At 42.6% G+C, this 19,292-nt stretch carries 15 protein-coding genes and 1 CRISPR repeat array; of the genes, 10 read left to right on the forward strand and 5 right to left on the reverse strand.

Annotated elements, in window-relative coordinates; all coding sequences use genetic code 11:
* The first annotated feature begins 424 nt into the window (after positions 1 to 424).
* Genes cas3 through cas2e form a run of 8 tightly spaced genes read left to right on the forward strand, consistent with a single transcriptional unit; the run spans position 425 to position 9,779 of the window.
* A complete protein-coding gene (cas3, locus tag FFM77_RS03060) occupies positions 425 to 3,190 on the forward strand; it encodes a CRISPR-associated helicase Cas3' (protein ID WP_137634274.1) in 2,766 nt (921 codons plus the stop codon).
* Positions 3,180 to 4,880 carry a type I-E CRISPR-associated protein Cse1/CasA gene (locus tag FFM77_RS03065; protein ID WP_137634275.1) on the forward strand — a complete coding sequence of 567 codons (1,701 nt, stop codon included), beginning with the start codon at positions 3,180 to 3,182 and terminating at the stop codon, positions 4,878 to 4,880. Before cas3 ends, FFM77_RS03065 begins: the two co-directional genes overlap by 11 nt.
* Positions 4,881 to 4,889: 9 nt before the next feature.
* Positions 4,890 to 5,492: a type I-E CRISPR-associated protein Cse2/CasB gene (casB, locus tag FFM77_RS03070; RefSeq protein ID WP_137634276.1), complete on the forward strand. Its 603-nt coding sequence runs from the start codon at positions 4,890 to 4,892 to the stop codon at positions 5,490 to 5,492.
* Entirely contained in the window at positions 5,492 to 6,565 is a 1,074-nt protein-coding gene (cas7e, locus tag FFM77_RS03075) for a type I-E CRISPR-associated protein Cas7/Cse4/CasC (protein ID WP_137634277.1), read from the forward strand. Before casB ends, cas7e begins: the two co-directional genes overlap by 1 nt.
* Positions 6,546 to 7,247: a type I-E CRISPR-associated protein Cas5/CasD gene (gene cas5e / locus FFM77_RS03080; protein ID WP_137634278.1), complete on the forward strand. Its 702-nt coding sequence runs from the start codon at positions 6,546 to 6,548 to the stop codon at positions 7,245 to 7,247. Before cas7e ends, cas5e begins: the two co-directional genes overlap by 20 nt.
* Before the next feature lie 15 nt (positions 7,248 to 7,262).
* Positions 7,263 to 7,934 carry a type I-E CRISPR-associated protein Cas6/Cse3/CasE gene (gene cas6e / locus FFM77_RS03085; protein ID WP_137634279.1) on the forward strand — a complete coding sequence of 224 codons (672 nt, stop codon included), beginning with the start codon at positions 7,263 to 7,265 and terminating at the stop codon, positions 7,932 to 7,934.
* 4 nt (positions 7,935 to 7,938) lie between these two features.
* A complete protein-coding gene (gene cas1e / locus FFM77_RS03090; protein ID WP_137634280.1) occupies positions 7,939 to 8,889 on the forward strand; it encodes a type I-E CRISPR-associated endonuclease Cas1e in 951 nt (316 codons plus the stop codon).
* Positions 8,889 to 9,779: a type I-E CRISPR-associated endoribonuclease Cas2e gene (cas2e, locus tag FFM77_RS03095; RefSeq protein ID WP_137634281.1), complete on the forward strand. Its 891-nt coding sequence runs from the start codon at positions 8,889 to 8,891 to the stop codon at positions 9,777 to 9,779. Before cas1e ends, cas2e begins: the two co-directional genes overlap by 1 nt.
* Before the next feature lie 29 nt (positions 9,780 to 9,808).
* Positions 9,809 to 12,828: a CRISPR direct-repeat array (repeat unit 28 nt; unit sequence GTATTCCCCACGTATGTAGGGATGATCC).
* Between the two features lie 231 nt (positions 12,829 to 13,059).
* Here cas2e and FFM77_RS03100 read toward each other — a convergent pair.
* Positions 13,060 to 14,184 (reverse strand): D-alanyl-D-alanine carboxypeptidase, encoded by a 1,125-nt coding sequence (locus tag FFM77_RS03100; RefSeq protein ID WP_137634282.1) that lies wholly within the window; start codon positions 14,182 to 14,184, stop codon positions 13,060 to 13,062.
* 197 nt (positions 14,185 to 14,381) lie between these two features.
* Positions 14,382 to 15,389, reverse strand: a complete 1,008-nt coding sequence (locus tag FFM77_RS03105) for an NADP-dependent oxidoreductase (RefSeq protein WP_137634333.1) — start codon at positions 15,387 to 15,389, stop codon at positions 14,382 to 14,384.
* Between the two features lie 176 nt (positions 15,390 to 15,565).
* Between FFM77_RS03105 and FFM77_RS03110 the strand changes: the two genes are divergently transcribed.
* Together FFM77_RS03110 and FFM77_RS03115 are read left to right on the forward strand one after the other, a co-directional pair.
* The gene (locus FFM77_RS03110; RefSeq protein ID WP_137634283.1) at positions 15,566 to 15,904 is read left to right on the forward strand and encodes an ArsR/SmtB family transcription factor; all 339 of its coding nucleotides are present in this window, start codon (positions 15,566 to 15,568) and stop codon (positions 15,902 to 15,904) included.
* Positions 15,901 to 16,584 carry a type 1 glutamine amidotransferase domain-containing protein gene (locus FFM77_RS03115; protein ID WP_137634334.1) on the forward strand — a complete coding sequence of 228 codons (684 nt, stop codon included), beginning with the start codon at positions 15,901 to 15,903 and terminating at the stop codon, positions 16,582 to 16,584. Before FFM77_RS03110 ends, FFM77_RS03115 begins: the two co-directional genes overlap by 4 nt.
* 118 nt (positions 16,585 to 16,702) lie before the next feature.
* Here the strand turns inward: FFM77_RS03115 and FFM77_RS03120 are convergent, their stop codons facing one another.
* The 3 genes from FFM77_RS03120 to FFM77_RS03130 form a co-directional block, all read right to left on the reverse strand.
* Positions 16,703 to 17,860, reverse strand: a complete 1,158-nt coding sequence (locus tag FFM77_RS03120) for an MFS transporter (protein ID WP_137634284.1) — start codon at positions 17,858 to 17,860, stop codon at positions 16,703 to 16,705.
* Positions 17,861 to 17,866: 6 nt separating this feature from the next.
* Positions 17,867 to 18,292: a MarR family winged helix-turn-helix transcriptional regulator gene (locus FFM77_RS03125; RefSeq protein ID WP_137634285.1), complete on the reverse strand. Its 426-nt coding sequence runs from the start codon at positions 18,290 to 18,292 to the stop codon at positions 17,867 to 17,869.
* Positions 18,293 to 18,394: 102 nt separating this feature from the next.
* Complete coding sequence (locus tag FFM77_RS03130; protein WP_137634286.1) at positions 18,395 to 19,048, reverse strand: FusB/FusC family EF-G-binding protein; 654 nt, start codon at positions 19,046 to 19,048, stop codon at positions 18,395 to 18,397.
* Positions 19,049 to 19,292 lie beyond the last annotated feature (244 nt).

Consider the following 19,292-nt stretch of genomic DNA (forward strand, 5'->3'; position numbering starts at 1 on the left):
TTGATGTCATCTATTAAAGTCCCTTCGTTGTGAATGGTAAATTTGATAACGAAACTTAAAGTGGTTTTTCAAGTAATAGAATTATACAGATATCGCAATCTGTTTACTAAGCATAACAAGAATTGGTGATATAGACTTGTGAGCAGTGGTTAATGAAGAATGAGATTAAATGTGCTATGAAAATATGACGGCGATGGTAAAAATGACATCTCAGGAGATTAACTGGTTCGCCATAAAATGTAGGCGCTCACAAAAGGTGTCAGACTATTTATAGATGCAATATTTTTAAAAATCAGAAAAATTTTTTTGGAACAATTTCGTATTTAAAATAGTAATGGCATATCTTCATGTTAACTGAGAATTACTAATCCAGCAAAACTGAACATAGCAAACATTTATATTACGAAGGGAGAGAAAAATACTTATGGATATAAAGTTATCTAAACAAGCAACTGTTTTGTGGGCAAAGAAACGATCAGAAGAAGGCCGACAATATTGGTTACCATTAATTGTGCATTTGACGGATGCTCAAAAGACGATTAACTGGCTCTTCAATCAGTGGTTATGTGATGGTCAGCGGCAAATACTGCAAGGAAGTTTATCAGAAGAGGAAGCCCAAAAATTAGTGAAATTTGTGGGTTTTATTCATGATATTGGTAAAGCGACCCCCGCGTTCCAAGCGAAACCATCGTATGATCGTGATGATTCGCTAGATGAACAACTGAAGTCACAGTTATCACGAGGCGGATTCCTTGATTTTGATGAGTTACGCTTAGCTTCGGCAAACAAATCGCCACATGCTCTGGCTGGAGAAGCTATTGTTGAGAATTTTGAAATTCCAGAGTCAATTGGTGCAATTATCGGCGGTCATCATGGTAAACCGGAAAGCGAAAGTCCGGATGATCAGTTAGAGGTCTATACGGCAAATTATGTTCAAAGTGATAATAATTCGTCGCTCCAGGCACCATGGCGACAGGTCCAAAAAGAATTATTTAATTATGGCCTTGTCAGCTCGGGGTATCAGGTTGTTGGTGATGTACCTGAAATCAAGCAGCCACAAGCTGTTATTTTAGAAGGATTACTTATTATGGCCGATTGGCTATCATCTAGTGAGTATCTAAATCAAGATCAAAGTGTGCCACTGTTCCCACTGATTGAGATTGATCAATCTTGGCAAAGTATTAATATGGATGAGCGTTTTCGCCACGCAATGCGAGCTTGGGACTTGGGCGGAAAATGGGAGCCACAAAAAGTTAGTTCAGATGATCCTTACAAAGACCGATGGGGCTTCAGTGCACGGCCGGTGCAAAAGAAAATGACGCAAGCAATCGGAGCAACTACAGATCCTGGCATGGCAATTGTGGAAGCACCAATGGGACTAGGTAAGACCGAAACTGCGTTAATTGCGGCTGAACAACTGGCTTACGCGACTGGCCGAGATGGTGTTTTTATGGGATTACCAACACAAGCAACGACCAATGCAATGTTCGATCGGGTTGAGGATTGGGTGGAGATTTTAGCTAAATCTCAAGACGAAAATTTTCAGATTAATCTGATGCATGGGAAGAAGCTGTTTAATCGAAAGTACTTAGCGTTACCGAATGCTGTCAATGTATATGCGGACGAAGATAAAACTGGTTCGGTGGTACTAAATGCCTGGTTTTCTGGTAAGAAAACAATCTTAACGAAGTTTACAGTAGGGACAATTGATAATCTTCTATTAATGGGGTTGAAACAGAAACACCTTTTCTTACGACATTTGGGATTTAGTGGCAAGGTAGTTATTATTGATGAGGTCCATGCGTATGACTGTTACATGGATTCTTACCTTTGCAAAGCAATTGAGTGGTTGGGTACTTATCATGTGCCGATTGTTATTTTATCTGCAACTTTGCCTAAGGATAAACGTAATGTATTATTGCGAGCTTATCTAAAGGGCAAGTATGGTAAATACTATGAAAAAAAGTTAATTGCACCAGCTAATTGGGAAAATGCGCAGGCCTATCCCTTACTCAGTATTCTGGATGGTAACCAGATTAAACAAATTAAAGATTTTCCAGGCCTGAGTGACCAGAAACCGCAGACGTTACAAGTACAACGATTGAATGAACCTGATGATGAGTTGATTTCGGCAGTTGTCGCAAAGATTAGTAATGGTGGTATTGCTGGAATTATCGTTAACACCGTCAAACGTGCGCAGGCGTTGGCCAAATTGGTTCCAGCTGGAATCAAACTTATGGTGCTACATTCGGCGTTTCTAGCAACTGATCGAACTGCTCAGGAAACTGATTTACAGGCTGCAATTGGTAAGCATGTTGTGCGCCCTGATAAAATGATCGTCATTGGAACACAAGTCTTGGAACAATCACTGGATATTGATTTTGATGTGTTATATACAGATATTGCACCGATGGATTTGATTTTGCAACGAGCGGGTCGTTTGCATCGGCATCAAATTGCGCGGCCGAAAGGGCTACAACAGCCACAACTTTTCATTATGGGCATTCAGGGACTGAACGATTACGGTACTGGAAATGAAGCGGTTTACGGCAAATATTTGTTGATGAAAACGGATCACTTTTTAGGAAATACGATCACTTTGCCGGACGATATCTCGCCACTCGTACAACAAGTCTATGATCCTGCAACTGACCATGAAATAGACGGTATTGATGCGATAAGAGCTGAATTTGATGATGTGATTGCTAAAGAAACCAGTAAAGCTGGTGTCTTTCAAATCGATGATCCTAATACTAGAATGGGAGCAACGATTCATGATTGGTTAGGTCGTGATCTTGGCAGTGTGGATAAAGATGAACAAAAAGCGAGTGCAGCAGTTCGCGATATTCAGGAAACGTTGGAAGTTATTCTTGTGCGACATACTGATGAAGGCAATTTCTTGCTGGATGGTCGTAATTTACTAGGAGTTCAGCCACAAGAGATTGCGCAACAACTGGTCCGGATTCCGTTTATTGTGACACCAGGGCCACAAAAGATTGAGCAAGCAATCAATGACTTGGAAAAGTTGACTAGTCGTTACTTTGCTGGTTGGCAGAGTAATGTATGGTTAAAAGGGGCCTTAGCTTTACCGTTGGATCAGGATCTTTCAACGAATTTTGAAGGGTGGCGGCTCACATATTCATCGAGGTTGGGACTTAGTTATGTAAAGGAGGATGATGATGGACAATAAAAGTTTTAATTTGGTTACTAATCCGTGGATCAAAGTGATTGAAAATCAATCTAATCATGAACGCACAGTTTCCTTGGTAGAGCTATTTAGAAACAGTCAAAGTTATCGACAGTTGGCTGGTGAAATGCGTAGTCAAGATTTAGCAGTTCTGCGATTGTTATTGGCGATTCTAACAACAGTTTATACACGGTTTGATGCAAACGGGAAGCTTTACCCATGGTTAGAGATGGGAACAAAAGGACTTACTGTTGACCAGGAAATGTATGATGATGATGGTCAACATGACTTGCTAGCAACTTGGAAGAGCTTATATCAAACCGGTCATTTTTCTGAGGTTGTTACGCAGTACTTAGAGAAGTATCAGGAGCGGTTTAATTTCTTTGGTGGCCAACCTTTTTATCAAGTGACGACTGAAGATTACGATGCTTTGGTGCCTGAAAGCAAGCGGGTTGCTGCAGGTAAAGGTCAAGTTTCGGTTAAACAAATTAATCGACGGGTTTCTGAGAGTGCGCACACACCGGCAATTTTTGCGTCGAAATCAGGGAAAGCTAAAGATGAACTTCAACTTGATGAACTGGTTCGCTGGGTCATTGCTTATCAAAACTTTACTGGTGTGACTGATAAAACTAAAGTTGTAACGGCTGAAAAATTTTCTAATCCGGCTGGGTGGCTTTACCGAATTAATCCCGTTTTTGTCAAAGGAGCATCGTTATTCGAAACATTGATGTTAAATCTGGTCTTAATTAACACGCGGAAAAGTGATGCCGAATACGTGTTTCAGAAACCAGTTTGGGAATACGCAACGGTTCACGACTATGTTGAAAGGCGTAAAAAACAGATTTTACCGGATAATTTAGCCGAATTGTATACTGCTTGGTCACGGGTCTTGCATATTGAGTGGCATGACAATGGGCAACCCACAATATTCAGTGCTGGGATTCCAATGTTTGCTGCGGATAGTGCATTGATTGAACCCATGACAACTTGGCGACGGGATAAGAAAACCAATGAGTATCGACCGGCAATCAAGTCACTACAAACATTAGGAATTGCGATGTGGCGCAATTTTGGTCAATATGTCAAGGTCAAGCAGGCTGATGATATTCATGAACCAGGGCTTGTCATTTGGTTGCGTAAACTTAAAAAGGCTCATTTAATTGCACGGAATGCGCCGTTGATTTTAAACTCGGTTGCTTTGATTAGTGATGGTAATGCGACTTCACAATCACCAGCGGCTGAATTAATTGATGATATGCAATTGCAAGCAGATGTCTTATTTGATCCAGAAACCGCGGATTACTGGCCAACACGAATTGAAGGGGTCATTGAGCAGACTCAAGCGGTCGGTAAAGATTATTATCACTTTGTCAGTGATATTGGAACAATTCGCAACTTGGAAATACGACCGTTTGCGAGTGCAATGAGTGCTAAATTTTATGATCGTTTAAATGAGCCCTTCAAGGAGTGGCTGGCGGGTTTGACTGGTAAAGATGACCGGGATGCAAAAATCAATTTATGGAAAGACCAACTTAAAGAGATTACGAATGAGGCAGTGGCAGATGTAATGAAGTCGCCTTCACCACGTGATATTAAAGGAATCTCGGGTGAAAAAGGACCGTTAAACATATTTATTGCTAAGAATCGGTTAATGCATAATTTACGGAAGCATCTTGATTTAGAGAAAGGGTGATAAACAGTAATGACCTATGAAATTGAAGCAACAGTCAATCGAATTATTAAGTTATTAGATCGGGATGGTAACCGTGACAAAGCAACTCTAAGTAGTCTGATTAATGCGCCGACAATCACAAGTCAGCGCGCGCAGGCAGTCTGGCCAATTTTGATGGCCAACCTAGACAAAAATCAGCTGAGCCATACTGGCGTCCCGACCCGAGGCGAGGTAGCGGTATATACGGCAATTCGTTTTTATGCGATTTATCAGCAAGGGCAAGACCAATTTGTTTATGGTAAGGCCAGTGGTGACCAACCAGATGGTATCAAGTTTTTCACAGCGTTAGCGAAGTTACGTCAAAATGAGGAAACGCGTAAGGCGTTGGATAGTCGTGTTCAAAATGTTTTAGCAACGACCAATGCGGCCAGTGTGATTAATGGCCTTTCGCATTTGAATAGTCTGTTGAAGGGGCGCAATGGTGTCCAAAAAATAGACTTTGCTTGGCTCGCGCAGGACTTATATCGGCTGCAGGCCAGTTATGAACAAGCAACTCAGGTTCGTTTACTTTGGGGACAACAATATTTTAGGGTGCAACTAGCAACGACCAAAACTGAAGGGGTAAAAAACTAATGACTAAACAAAATTTATATGTTGACTTAAGTGTATTGCAGACAGTGCCATCATCAAATATTAATCGTGATGATACTGGCGCACCTAAAACAGCGCTATATGGTGGGGTAACACGTGCGCGCGTTTCTTCGCAAAGTTGGAAAAGAGCAGTACGATTAGCTTTCAAGGAAGATAACGTTTCTGTTGGAACGCGAACCAAAGAAGCGGCCAAATTGTTGACTGCTAAGTTAAAAGAACTTGAGCCAGCACTGGATGATGAAGCGGCATTAGACAAAACTAGTAAACTCTTTAAAACTGTTGGGATTAAGTTGAATAAAGATAACGAGACCGGAGCATTATTGCTGATTAGTCGTGGTCAAATTACGAAGTTAGCTCAATATGCCATTGATAATGAAACTTTGGATAAAAAAGAAGTTAAAAAGGTTTTAAATGGTGATCAATCTGTTGATTTAGCCTTGTTTGGTCGAATGGTTGCGGATAATCCGGAATTAAATGTCGATGCTTCGGCGCAAGTGGCGCATGCCGTTTCAACGCATGAAGTAGTTCCAGAGTATGATTACTTTACGGCTTTGGATGATGAACAGCCAGAAGATGCAACTGGTGCGGCGATGTTGGGAACGATTAATTTTAACTCGGCGACATTATATCGTTACGCTAATTTGAATATGAATGAATTAGTGCATAACTTGGATGAAAAGGATGCTATTCAAGGCGCCACAGCCTTTATTAAAGATTTCTTGTTATCCATGCCAGATGGTAAGCAGAATACTTTCGCAAATAAAACGTTGCCAAGCTATGTCATGATTACGATTCGGACGGATACCCCGGTCAATTTGGTGTCTGCATTTGAAGAACCAGTCACATCAAGAAATGGTTATGTCGGACCTTCCATTAAGCGGATTGAAGGCGAATATGAACGCACCTTGCAATATGTCGATAAACCAATCTTAAATCTAGTATTAAGTAAGGATGAGTCAAAAGTTGGTGAACAAGCTGCTAATGTCACTGAACTTTTAGAGAGAGTCACTGCGGCTTTAACGAAGGCGGTTCAGGATGAAAACATTAACGATTAAATTAACAGCACCATTACAGTCGTATGGTAATGAGGCAACTTTTGAACGCCGTACCACTAATGACTATCCAACCAAAAGTGCAGTAATTGGGATGGTTGCGGCTGCATTGGGCTATCGACGTACTGATGAGCGAATTTTAGTGCTAAATGAGTTGGCTTTTGCGGTCAGAATCGATCAAGTTGGAAAAAACCTGACAGATTATCAAACGGTTGAATGGAAGAAAAACACGCGGAAAATTACGTATCGCGACTATCTTCAAGATGCGGTTTTTGTGGTAGCACTTGGGAGTCAAGATGATCAATTAATTGATCATATCAAGGTTGCCTTAAAACATCCATATTTTCCATTATTTTTAGGCCGACGTTCGAATGCGCCTGCTGGTGTATTAGATATTCGTGAATTTCCAGAAGAAACACCAGTTGCTGTGCTTAAAAAGTTAACTTGGCAGGCAGCAAATTGGTATCAAAGGAGTTGTCGCAGTCAATCAATCGAGATTGTTGCTGATGCGAATTTAATACCGGCAGCAGGTAGCGCTATGGTAAAAGATCAGGTCGGTTCATTTGATCAACGTCATCGTAGTTATCGTTTTCGAGCTATTACTAAGACCAGGGTTAGTCTCGACCAGCTTGATGTGCAGGTTAATGAGCCTGAAACGCAACATGATATTATAGATCAGCTCTAGAAAGGGGGACAGTTTATGTATTTATCGAGAGTTCAAATTGATATTAACGATCGCTATAAAACTAAAGATTTAACGCATCTTGGGGCTTTTCATAATTGGGTTGAACAAAGTTTTCCAACTGAAATATCAACAGGACAGCGCAGTCGGCATCTATGGCGAATTGATGTGCTAGCAGGCAAAAAATATTTATTAGTATTGAGTGAATCAAAACCAGACTTAGGCATGTTGGAGACATATGGTGTACCAGGGACAGCAATCATCAAATCGTACACTAAGTTTTTGGCCGGTATCCATGAAGGTCAATTGATGCAATTTCGGTTAACTGCCAATCCTACCCATACAGTGACACGTCCAGGTAAAAAACAAGGTCGCGTGATGCCGCATGTGACAGTTGCGCAACAACGCCAATGGTTGGTGGATCGTGCCGAAAAGTCTGGTTTTCAATTGATCGAACAAGTCCCAGATAATGATTCAGAGCAACCGGCGACGCTAGCCTTTGATATTGTCAATCGGGAGTGGCCCATGCTACATCGCAAGGTTGGTCGTGGTGTTCGATTGAGTTGTGTAACATTTGAAGGCTTGTTACGAGTCAGCGATGTTGATGATTTCAAACATACTTTGACTAATGGTCTTGGTCGTGAAAAAGCGTTTGGAATGGGATTGATGACGGTTATTCCGGAGGCTTAGTCGAATGAGCAGAAAGATTGGTGCAAAAAAGCCAGAGCGATATGAATTAGGCCGTGTGCGTGACCGGGTAACTTTTCTATATTTAGAACATGCGAAGTTGAATCGTCAAGACAGTGCAATTCAAGTGACGGACCAGCGTGGCATTGTTTATGTACCAGCAGCAATTATTAGTGTCCTAATGCTTGGACCAGGTGTTGACGTGACGCATCGAGCCATGGAACTAATTGGTGAATCTGGGTTAGGCGTTGTCTGGGTTGGGGAACAAGGAGTCCGGCAATATGCGTATGGTCGATCATTAAATCACTCTTCAGCATTACTTGAGGCACAGGCCAGTTTGGTTTCAAATCGACGATCGCGAGTCATGGTTGCTCGGCGGATGTATCAGATGCGGTTTCCAAATGATGATGTTTCGCAATTAACCATGCAAGCATTGCGTGGTAAGGAAGGCGCTCGTGTTCGCCGAGTTTATCTGGAACAGTCAGAAAAAACAGGGGTACCATGGTCGCGACGTGAGTATAATCCAGATGACTTTGATGCTGGCACACCGATTAATAAGGCTCTGACAGCCGCGCATCAAGCGCTTTATGGCTTGAGTTATAGTGTGATTTCAGCTTTAGGAGCTTCGGCTGGGTTAGGGTTTGTGCATACGGGTCATGATTTGTCATTTGTTTATGATTTTGCTGATCTGTATAAAGCGGAGTTTTCTATTCCGGTTGCTTTTGAGATAGCGTCAGTTTATAGTGATGATCCAGATATTGGAAGTCGAACTCGTTTGGCAATGCGAGATGCCTTTAAAGATGGTAAGTTGCTGGTACGAATGGTTCGAGATCTTAAATCACTTTTGGGTATGCCAGATGAAGATAGTGACGTTGATACGGTTAGTTTATGGGATGATCGTTTAGGTTTACAAAAATTTGGGGTTCAGTATCAAGAATTACCGGAGGATGGCCGCTAATGATTGTGATTACTTTAACGAAAGTCCCGAAGTCATTACGAGGTGATCTGACGAAGTGGTATCAGGAAATTCAAACGGGTGTTTATGTGGGCAATGTTAGTGCACGTATTCGAGATTCGTTATGGGACAGAATTATGAAAAATATTGGTCATGGCGAAGCAACGATGGTCTATAACACTAATAATGAGTTGGGTTATCAGTTTCGAACGACGCGTAAAGATCATGAGGTTGCTGATTTCGATGGGATTCCGCTAATGATGCATTTAAATGTTTCATCAGGAGTGGTTGACCATGGGTTTAGCAATGCGGCAAAATTTCATAAAGCAAAGATAATGATGAAAAAGCGTGGTCATAAAGCGGTTCAGTCTGAAAAAACACCGATAGTTGCAATTGATCTTGAAACTACTGGTTTAGATCCGACGCAGGATGAAATTATCTCAATCGGTGCAGTCAAGCGAGTGAAGGGTAATCAAGTAGATCATTTTTACAAGTTAATTCAGAGTGATCGAAAAATCCCTAAAAAGATTGTTGAGTTAACTCATATCACTTCTGAAATGCTAGTGTCAAAAGGGGCTAGTTTAAGTGATGGGTTGCAGGCATTACGGGTGTTTTTAGGTGATTTGCCGGTAGTTGGTTATAATGCACACTTTGATGGGTTGTTTTTGACCAATGGTTTTAGAAAAATTGATCAATCAGATTTGTCTAACAAGGTATTAGATCTGATGCCAATGGTGAAGAAGTCGGATAAGTTTTTGGATAATTATCGACTACAAACTGTATTGAATGAGTACAAAATTGAAAATAAAAATCCACATAACTCGTTGTCAGATGCTGAGGCAACTTTTAAACTAGCAATCAAACTAATTGAAAATGGGGTTTTGAAAATTTAAGAACCGCGTTAGAACAGCCTTTTTTTAGTGTATTCCCCACGTATGTAGGGATGATCCTATTTCCGGCTTGGACATTACCTAAGTTGGCTGGTATTCCCCACGTATGTAGGGATGATCCACAACTGTTTGTAGAAGTATTTCTGAGCACTCGGTATTCCCCACGTATGTAGGGATGATCCTTGAAGCTGGTATGAACCACGGTACCGACAACAAGTATTCCCCACGTATGTAGGGATGATCCTTTGACCATCACGATCAACAACTTGCTGCTTAAGTATTCCCCACGTATGTAGGGATGATCCCGGCGCGCCGGTGATGCTGTCAAATTTGACTACGTATTCCCCACGTATGTAGGGATGATCCTAGATGGGCAAACCATCGATATTTGTGACGAGTGTATTCCCCACGTATGTAGGGATGATCCCTAGGCTCAGCATTCACATCACTTCTTTTTAGTGTATTCCCCACGTATGTAGGGATGATCCCTTAAATGCCTGATTGCCAAGCTCTCTAGCTTTGTATTCCCCACGTATGTAGGGATGATCCTGTCCTGACGTGAGCCACGAATATTTTGTTTGCGTATTCCCCACGTATGTAGGGATGATCCCAAAGTATCTTGGAACGAAACTAATCAAGGAGAGTATTCCCCACGTATGTAGGGATGATCCTAAGCCAGATAAAGCAGTAAAACAGATTGGCAAGTATTCCCCACGTATGTAGGGATGATCCCAGGACTTGTGTACTACCTAAGTTATCAACTCGGTATTCCCCACGTATGTAGGGATGATCCTATTTATCAAAACCGAACTCAAACCGGACTTTAGTATTCCCCACGTATGTAGGGATGATCCTTCGATTGCAGAAGCCTTTAGCGCAATCATTTTGTATTCCCCACGTATGTAGGGATGATCCCTTTGACAACTTTGTCCATTGCGGTCGTTTTATGTATTCCCCACGTATGTAGGGATGATCCCACCACTTTAGCTGGTACGGTTGGCGGCAAAGAGTATTCCCCACGTATGTAGGGATGATCCTAACCGGCATTGCCTTTTGAACTAATTTTTCCGGTATTCCCCACGTATGTAGGGATGATCCCTCACCGGCCACGATTGAACGTAAAGGTAAAGAGTATTCCCCACGTATGTAGGGATGATCCTGCGGGCGATGCCGGAACTAAGCTATTTAGTGTGTATTCCCCACGTATGTAGGGATGATCCCTGAGAACTCCTTAATTAGTGTCTCAGCCATCGGTATTCCCCACGTATGTAGGGATGATCCACTATCAAACGACTTGAAGTCTTTAAAATGTACGTATTCCCCACGTATGTAGGGATGATCCATGTTCTTGACCAACTTTTTTAAATTACTGTCAGTATTCCCCACGTATGTAGGGATGATCCCGTCATCGCTATTCTTGCCGAACAACAACCAAGGTATTCCCCACGTATGTAGGGATGATCCTTATCAATTTTTGCTTTATTAGTTTTACGATCGGTATTCCCCACGTATGTAGGGATGATCCCGAACTGTGATTGGAAACTTACAGCGGCAAATGGTGTTCCCCACGTATGTAGGGATGATCCTCATGATTCCCATAGAGATACCAGAAAATGCCCGTATTCCCCACGTATGTAGGGATGATCCTTCAGCAATTGAAGTTTCTAAAAAGAAACACAAGTATTCCCCACGTATGTAGGGATGATCCTAAAAATAAAGTATACAAGCGTGGCTATACCTTGTATTCCCCACGTATGTAGGGATGATCCCTGAAACCTGTGCTTTGGTAAATGCCCCACTAAGTATTCCCCACGTATGTAGGGATGATCCCTCGGGTGGTGTGGGTGCGGTCTTCACGCCAATGTATTCCCCACGTATGTAGGGATGATCCCTCCAGCTAAAACAAAAAGGCTTCCAAAAGTGTGTATTCCCCACGTATGTAGGGATGATCCCCAGTGCATGACATCCGTTGCTACCTGACCGTTGTATTCCCCACGTATGTAGGGATGATCCCAAGAACACGTACGCAAAAATCTTACGTTATCTGTATTCCCCACGTATGTAGGGATGATCCTAGGCATCCCGAAAGTAGGCAACACAAAGTGTCGTATTCCCCACGTATGTAGGGATGATCCCGATTGGGAGCCTTCAACCGCAACGAAGACAATGTATTCCCCACGTATGTAGGGATGATCCCCTTGCAAGCTGGCTTACCTGCATCATCTTCTGGTATTCCCCACGTATGTAGGGATGATCCTCACCTCATGTAACTAAGAAATATACTAATATTGTATTCCCCACGTATGTAGGGATGATCCCATTGGGAACCGGTTAATCATGACGCTCATATCGTATTCCCCACGTATGTAGGGATGATCCCCCGTAACCCCAATTTTGTTTCAAAGTATATGAGTATTCCCCACGTATGTAGGGATGATCCTGAAGTGAACGCTAAGCAGAATACTATCGGATAGTATTCCCCACGTATGTAGGGATGATCCCGGATCGACTAGATGCGATTGAACGATTTCAAAGTATTCCCCACGTATGTAGGGATGATCCTTATTAATGTGGGCTTTTATATCGACACCCGGTGTATTCCCCACGTATGTAGGGATGATCCCGCTCAACGCTTCTCGGTGATTACCTTATGCCAGTATTCCCCACGTATGTAGGGATGATCCTGTAATTGTATGTTCAATTAATAGCTGGCGCGGTGTATTCCCCACGTATGTAGGGATGATCCTACGCCATATAAATCACTCGGCCCCGATTTGATGTATTCCCCACGTATGTAGGGATGATCCGCAACGAATTTCAAAGAAAGCTATTGATGAGTATGTATTCCCCACGTATGTAGGGATGATCCTGAAGATGTAGAAGATAAATATTTAGAAGCTTTGTATTCCCCACGTATGTAGGGATGATCCGGACATTAGGGCTAAGTTCGGATTTAGTTACTGGTATTCCCCACGTATGTAGGGATGATCCTAGTCGTTGACTTGCCGTGTTGTGGTGGCATTTGTATTCCCCACGTATGTAGGGATGATCCCGTCCCAGCGGTAATCTTACCGGTCGATAAATCGTATTCCCCACATACGTAGGGATTGATCCTAAAGAAGCAAGTGATTATTTTAATGAAGTGTATTTCCATATTAACAGATATTTCTCAGTTGATAAAAAAAGGCATTAATTACGATATTGAAATTCCAATATCACGATTAATGCCTTTTTAGTTACGTTGTAATCACTTCAAGCAGGGCTAACAAAGTCCTTCACAATATTACTCAGTCTTCCCAATCACCAATCCATACCAGTTTCCTTTAAGCAGTTCCCCAGATTCAGTGACCTTACCGCCCTTAACGTTATTAATGATATAAATCCCTAATTTATATCCAGACAGTTTAGCACGCTTGGCCTTAGTATAGCCGGCTTTATTCAGCAACTTCTCAATACCAGCAATCTTTTGCGCATTGGTTTGTGTTTTATGCGCCATTAAATAAGTAGCAACGGATTCAAATGGCACAATGTCTTTGTAGCCGGTTGTTTCAATGGTTTCGGGGGCGTCTTCTTCCCAAGTATCATTGGTCGCGTAATTATAGGCGGCGATACGCGAAAGGCCTAAGTCCACCGGCGTGTTTGGGAATAGCTTAACTATTTCGCGCGCGAGTTTTTGATATTTACCTTGGTTGATATATTGGACATAGTCTTTGGTTCCGACAAAAGCTCCAGGAAATAGGACATCTTGGCCACTGTGGTCGGTTGTTTTGCCAACTTTGACTTGATCACTGCGGACGTAGCCGTAAACGGTTTGCTTTTTAGTCTGAATGCCGACGTAGTAGTACCAATGCTTGCTCCCATTATGCGTCATGATTACCGAGTGTCGGCGAGAGAAAGTTTGGTTAGTATAGCTCTTGATATTCAAGCGTTTCTTAGTATGCGTCCAGTCCCAGAGGTAGATATTTTTCTTCCCAGCCGGAACGTGGTAGTACCCACCAGAATACTTGCCATAGCGCTTACTGGTAATTTGATATCCTTTTGAATTATAGCCCTTAGTTAAGTTGGACTTGTAGACCCAACCGCGCTTACTATCAGGACTATTGGTGACTTGAACCCAGTTATGACTGCCTTTATAAGTGCCCGAAGCCACCTTAAACCAAGTATAGTTAGGATATGACTTCAAGTTATAGAGTTTTTTAGTGTGCGTGTCATTCCAAATATAAGCATTCTTTTTACTACTCTTTGGATGATAGGCAATATTAGTGAACTTGTTGTAGTAAAAGTCATTCTGATCAGTAATATTGGTAAAATTAGTCTTAATCTGGGCCTTTGCGGGGGTCGAAACGGTGGATAAGCCACCAATTCCAACCAGGGCACCGAGTAATAGGAACGTCCCCAATTTTTTCATAACGTTGTTTCCTCCGAGTATCGTTTTGATAGTTCACAGTATAGCCGTTGATTGATGGGATTACAATTTAATCGAAGTGATCGGCTGGCTTGGCAAATAAACGGTCCTTTTCAAGGAAAACAACGTTAGCTTGTTAATCAGCAGACTGGTATATTTCCGTATCAACATTATGGAAAAAACTTTCCTAGCATCCATTTTTAGTTAGTTGCACCAATCTTAATAATGATCTTCCCACGTGCATGGCCAGTTTTAGAGTAAGCTAGGGCCTGGTTGAGCTCTTTGAAGTCAAAGACGCGGTCAATAATGGGACGGCCTTTATTTTGTTCGATTAGTTTCGTCAAGATAGCTAATTCTGAGCCACTTGGGTGCATGAATAAAAAGTGATAGGTCACGTGAGTCTGGCGTTCCAAACGAGTTAAGCGATGCGCGGCTAGCTTGAACAGGCTCTGTTTCCAAAGTGGGAGACCGGCAGCTTTAGCGAAGCGACCATTGGGTAAGCCGGAAATACTAACGATATGGCCACCGGGTTTGACGATTTGAAAAGCTTGTTCGAGAGTGGTACCACCGCGGGTATCAAAGACAGCATCGTAGTCTGATAAGGCCGTGGCAAAGTTTTCGGTATGGTAATCGATAATCTGGTCTGCGCCTAAAGAGTTGACTAGCGCGGCATTTTTGAGGCTGGTCGTGGTAGCAACTTGGGCGCCCAGACTTTTCGCTAGCTGAATCGCAATTGTGCCAATGCCACCTGAACCGCCCTGAATCAAGACCTTTTGTCCCGGTCGAAGTTGCATCAGATCATGTAGTGCTTGATAACTGGTTAAGCCGACTAACGGTATGGCCGCGGCTGCTTGGTAGCTAAGATTGGTTGGCTTTAACGCAATATCCGCGACGTTAACGGCTAGATATTCAGCGAAAGTGCCAATACGTTGTTTGCGCGGTCGGCCATAAACGGCATCGCCGATTTTGAACTGAGTAACCTGATTGCCTACCGCGACAATCTCATCGGCAAAGTCGCTGCCTAAGACTAATGGCATCGGGTAGTGTAACAGGAGCTTTAAACCACCGGCCATTGTTTTAGTATCGATTGGATTGATACTGGCAGCCATGATCTTGACTAAGACGTCTGTAGGCTGTACATCGGGAATCGGCATCGACGTCATTAACGGTTCTGCTTGGTGATAATGAGTGATCACGGCAGCTTGCATTGTGGTTCTTAACATAAAATAGCCTCTTTTGTGGTTTATAATTTTAAACGATTGATAAAAATAATAACTATTTTATTTTGAAATGTCAACAGTATAGATATCGAATTCTATTCAATTGACAGACGATTAATTACATGTTTTAATGGTTTAAAATAATAAACAATCGAGTGATGAAAATGTCCAACCTAACCAAATTAAAACATGAATTTACCAGAGCTAGTGATTTCTTAGTCGCGCTGGGTGATCAAAAGCGACAGGCCATCATTATTGCGTTACTAGACCCCCAAGTGGTCCATCGTGGCTTACAAGTCACTGACTTAATGGGCGTTACGGATTTATCACGACCAGCGGTTTCCCATCATTTAAAGTTGTTAAAAGAAGCCACCCTCGTTGATTATCGACGTGAGGGAACGAAAAACTTTTACTATTTGACGCACCAGACCAAAGCAATTGACCAATTAAAGACCTTATTAGACCATGTAACGGAGACGATGACATGCAACCAACAACTATGAAGAAAATTTTAATTGTTTTAACGAATACCACGCGTTATGGTGAAACGACTGACCCTACCGGATTATGGCTCGGTGAGGCGACCGAGTTTGCCTTAATTATGCAACAAGCTGGCTATCAAGTTGATTATGTCAGCCCTAAAGGAGGCTTTGTACCACTAGATCCGCGGAGTATGAAATATACAGACGCCGAAGTAATGGCCTTTTATGAGACGGCTGACTTTCAAAAGCGGGCATTAACGGCATCCTTAGCGCCTGATGAAGTCAATCCAGCTGATTATATAGCGATTTATTATGCTGGCGGTCATGGGGTCATGTGGGATTTTCCAGATAACCCAGAATTACAACAACTGGCGGTGTCAATTTATAAAAATCATGGTTATGTGACGTCAGTATGCCATGGCATTGCTGGACTACTGAATATCAAAATTGATGGTCAATATTTAATCGCGGGGCGTAAAGTCACTGGTTTTACGAAAGCGGAAGAAGTTTTGGCAGGTAAGCAATCGGTAGTTCCATTCTTTAATCAAGTCGCGGCCGAAAAGCGTGGGGCCAACTTTGTTAAACAACGGGCTTACAAGGAATTTGCCGTTCAGGATGGCCAATTAATCACTGGCCAGAATCCGTTCTCAGCTAAAGCAGTCGCGCGGTTATTAGTGAAGAATTTAAAGCAAGTTAGTTAAGTAGCGTCGAAAAAAATAGACATTGAGATAATGTGGGCAGGACTAGGTGTTTTGAAAGTCTTGCTGGCTATTAAAAGGTGCTTGTTCAGTGAAAAGAGACTGAACAAGCACTTTTTGATTAGGCTAACAACCGTCGATTGGCTAAGTAAACAACCACAGTCAGTGGCAATGTTAAGGCCATAACCGGGTAGAGCCAGGCCCACGGTAAGACGGACGTAATCGCGCCGGCTAACATTGGTCCGCCTGACATGCCTAGATCCACGCCAATGTAGAAGGTACTGTTGGCTAAGCCGCGATCAGACGTTGGGACCAGGGTCAACGCTTTAGCCTGACAGATTGAAAACATCAAGCCGTAGCTAGCAGCAAATCCAAAGGCGCCTAGTAACAACATGAACCAATTGCTTAAATCCGTGAGGCCGATGATTCCTAATAAATCAAATCCCAGACACACCCAAAAGAATTTTTGAAACGAGACGTGGTCAAATGCATCGCGCAATACTAAGCGCATTACCAACAAAATAATGGCATAAGCTGGAAAGAAGGCACCCGCTGGCACTGCAAAGTGACGATGGGCAATGTAACTCACGATATATGTTTCCGTGGCGAAATAGGGTAAGGAGAATAATAGCAAAATTAATGCCAGTGGGACGACTTTAGGCTGCACCAACTGAAACTTTTTGGCTGCCGTCTTGGTCGTTTGATGTGTTGGACTAGGGACGCCACGGTTGCCGACGAATTGAATGACAATCAACAGTAAAATGCTAAACGCCGCTGCGAGCCAAAAGACACTTTGATAGCTATAGTGTTGGTATAAATAAACACTAACTGCTGGGCCCACTGCCATTCCAAGGGCACTGGCTAACCCGTAAATCCCCATTCCGGAGCCAATGCGGTCAGCTGGCAATAAAGCTGCCATCCAGGTCGCCATGCAGACTGAACATAATGTATAGCCGAGGCCATTAATTACACGAAAAACCATGACTAAGGCCACATTGGTTGTCAAAATATAGCCTAAACTCGCTAATAAGATGAAGACACCGCCTGCGAAGGTCAACTTGTATTTAGAAACGCGATCAGTTAAATTACCAGCCAGTGGTCGTAACACTAGGGCCGTTAAGTTCATAGCCCCCGCAATCACGCCCGCTAAAAGACTACTTGCCCCGATGTTGGTCGAAAAACCAGCAATGACCGGGTTAATTAACATTGGACTCATTAAATAAAAGAAACTTGCTACTAAAACTAATGTCACATCTTTGGTATATAAACGCGTTTGCACGCTAAATCATTTCCCTTCTAAGTTAGTGTTAGCTCGACGGACTAATGCTAAAAATTGTTGCTGTTCCTCTGGTGTAAAGCCAACAAAGAGCTCTGCACTCGTTTGCCAGCCGTGTTTATTTAACTGGGCGTGTTTGGTTAAGCCGAGTGGGGTCACCAGGACTAGTTTCGATCGGCCATCATTAGGATTAGGGGCTAAAGTCACAACCCCCAAGTTCACCAAGTGTTGCACGATGACCCGTGCTGTCTGATGGGTAATCCCTTGATGATCCTTAAACATGGTAATGGTTTGATTAGGATGATCGCCAAAGAACTTTAGCGCATCACCTTGGACCGTTGTTAAATTCAAATCTTGAATATGTAAATTTCGTCGCTGCTTAATCCGGCGGGCTAACTGTAGTAGTTGCCGCGCAATCATTTCATCATCGTTCATTTGATCACCTCATGAATAAACTATACAGCATACTGTATAGTTTTGTAAGGATAAATTTCATTTTCAAAAAACGTCCTCGCCAGTTGACGAGGACGTTGAGCACTATTTTTTTCGTTGTGGTTGAACAACCGTCAAAAAGTCGGCTAACGGCTGTGGATCAGTTAATTGCCGATTGCATTGGGCGCTATCGCGGCAAATATAATTACCTTTTTTAGTATAGGCTCCCAGTCCAGACGATTTGGTTGTTGATAGGAATAAAGCAACATTCCCGATTGTTTGGCAAATCGCACAAACACCTTTAACTGTTTGTGGTGCGAGTTCACCTTGAATACCAATTAGGCGGCCCTGATAGGGGGCAACGAGGTATTTCTTTTGGCTACCACCATCATTCCAACCCAAGTAAGTCATTTCGTGTAAGTGCATCGCTGACCAGCTGGGCTGTTTCAGCTTTTTAACTTTCCGAAAGAGCTTCTCCAGTTGCTTAGGCGTCAATTGTGGAAACGGGATTACTAATGGCACTAGCGGTGCGATTAGTTTCGCCGCTTTTGCGCGTGTGAGCCGCTCCGCTTGTAACTGGGTTACAAAAGTTTGGGCAACCGGTTCATTCATTGGCAAGAGTGGGGTAATGTGGTCAAGGATTTTAGCCAAGACCGCTGCCAATACTTGCTTGTCGTTAACGGAAAGTTCCGCACTGACGAGGTTGTCAACTTGCTGGGTGATGTAAGTGTATTGATAGGTGGTAATAGTTGGTTTCATAAATAAAGTTCCTTTCAGATTCAAACCAGACACTTCTCTGAAAGGTCGAGCAGAAAAGTGTCGCTAGCAGGCAGCACTTTTCCGTACTAATAACGATGCCATCATCGTTGATCATCTCCTTATTTCGCCATTGTGGCCGAATGGTTAGTAGTATACAAGAAAGTGAAATACTTGGCAACTTTGAATAACCAAAGCGATGAATGTTTCACGTGAAACATTCATGATTAACTAAATTAGCATGACG

Source organism: Lactiplantibacillus songbeiensis (assembly GCF_005405125.1).
GTDB lineage: Bacteria > Bacillota > Bacilli > Lactobacillales > Lactobacillaceae > Lactiplantibacillus > Lactiplantibacillus songbeiensis.

Excerpts from the sequence above, each read along its gene's own strand:
- FFM77_RS03105 (WP_137634333.1), bottom strand. The coding sequence starts at position 15,389 with ATGCAAGCTGCCGTGATCACTCATTATCACCAAGCAGAACCGTTAATG.
- cas7e (WP_137634277.1), top strand. The coding sequence starts at position 5,492 with ATGACTAAACAAAATTTATATGTTGACTTAAGTGTATTGCAGACAGTG.
- FFM77_RS03110 (WP_137634283.1), top strand. The coding sequence starts at position 15,566 with ATGTCCAACCTAACCAAATTAAAACATGAATTTACCAGAGCTAGTGAT.
- cas5e (WP_137634278.1), top strand. The coding sequence starts at position 6,546 with ATGAAAACATTAACGATTAAATTAACAGCACCATTACAGTCGTATGGT.
- FFM77_RS03125 (WP_137634285.1), bottom strand. The coding sequence starts at position 18,292 with ATGAACGATGATGAAATGATTGCGCGGCAACTACTACAGTTAGCCCGC.
- FFM77_RS03065 (WP_137634275.1), top strand. The coding sequence starts at position 3,180 with ATGGACAATAAAAGTTTTAATTTGGTTACTAATCCGTGGATCAAAGTG.
- casB (WP_137634276.1), top strand. The coding sequence starts at position 4,890 with ATGACCTATGAAATTGAAGCAACAGTCAATCGAATTATTAAGTTATTA.
- cas3 (WP_137634274.1), top strand. The coding sequence starts at position 425 with ATGGATATAAAGTTATCTAAACAAGCAACTGTTTTGTGGGCAAAGAAA.
- cas6e (WP_137634279.1), top strand. The coding sequence starts at position 7,263 with ATGTATTTATCGAGAGTTCAAATTGATATTAACGATCGCTATAAAACT.
- cas1e (WP_137634280.1), top strand. The coding sequence starts at position 7,939 with ATGAGCAGAAAGATTGGTGCAAAAAAGCCAGAGCGATATGAATTAGGC.
- FFM77_RS03115 (WP_137634334.1), top strand. The coding sequence starts at position 15,901 with ATGAAGAAAATTTTAATTGTTTTAACGAATACCACGCGTTATGGTGAA.
- cas2e (WP_137634281.1), top strand. The coding sequence starts at position 8,889 with ATGATTGTGATTACTTTAACGAAAGTCCCGAAGTCATTACGAGGTGAT.
- FFM77_RS03130 (WP_137634286.1), bottom strand. The coding sequence starts at position 19,048 with ATGAAACCAACTATTACCACCTATCAATACACTTACATCACCCAGCAA.
- FFM77_RS03100 (WP_137634282.1), bottom strand. The coding sequence starts at position 14,184 with ATGAAAAAATTGGGGACGTTCCTATTACTCGGTGCCCTGGTTGGAATT.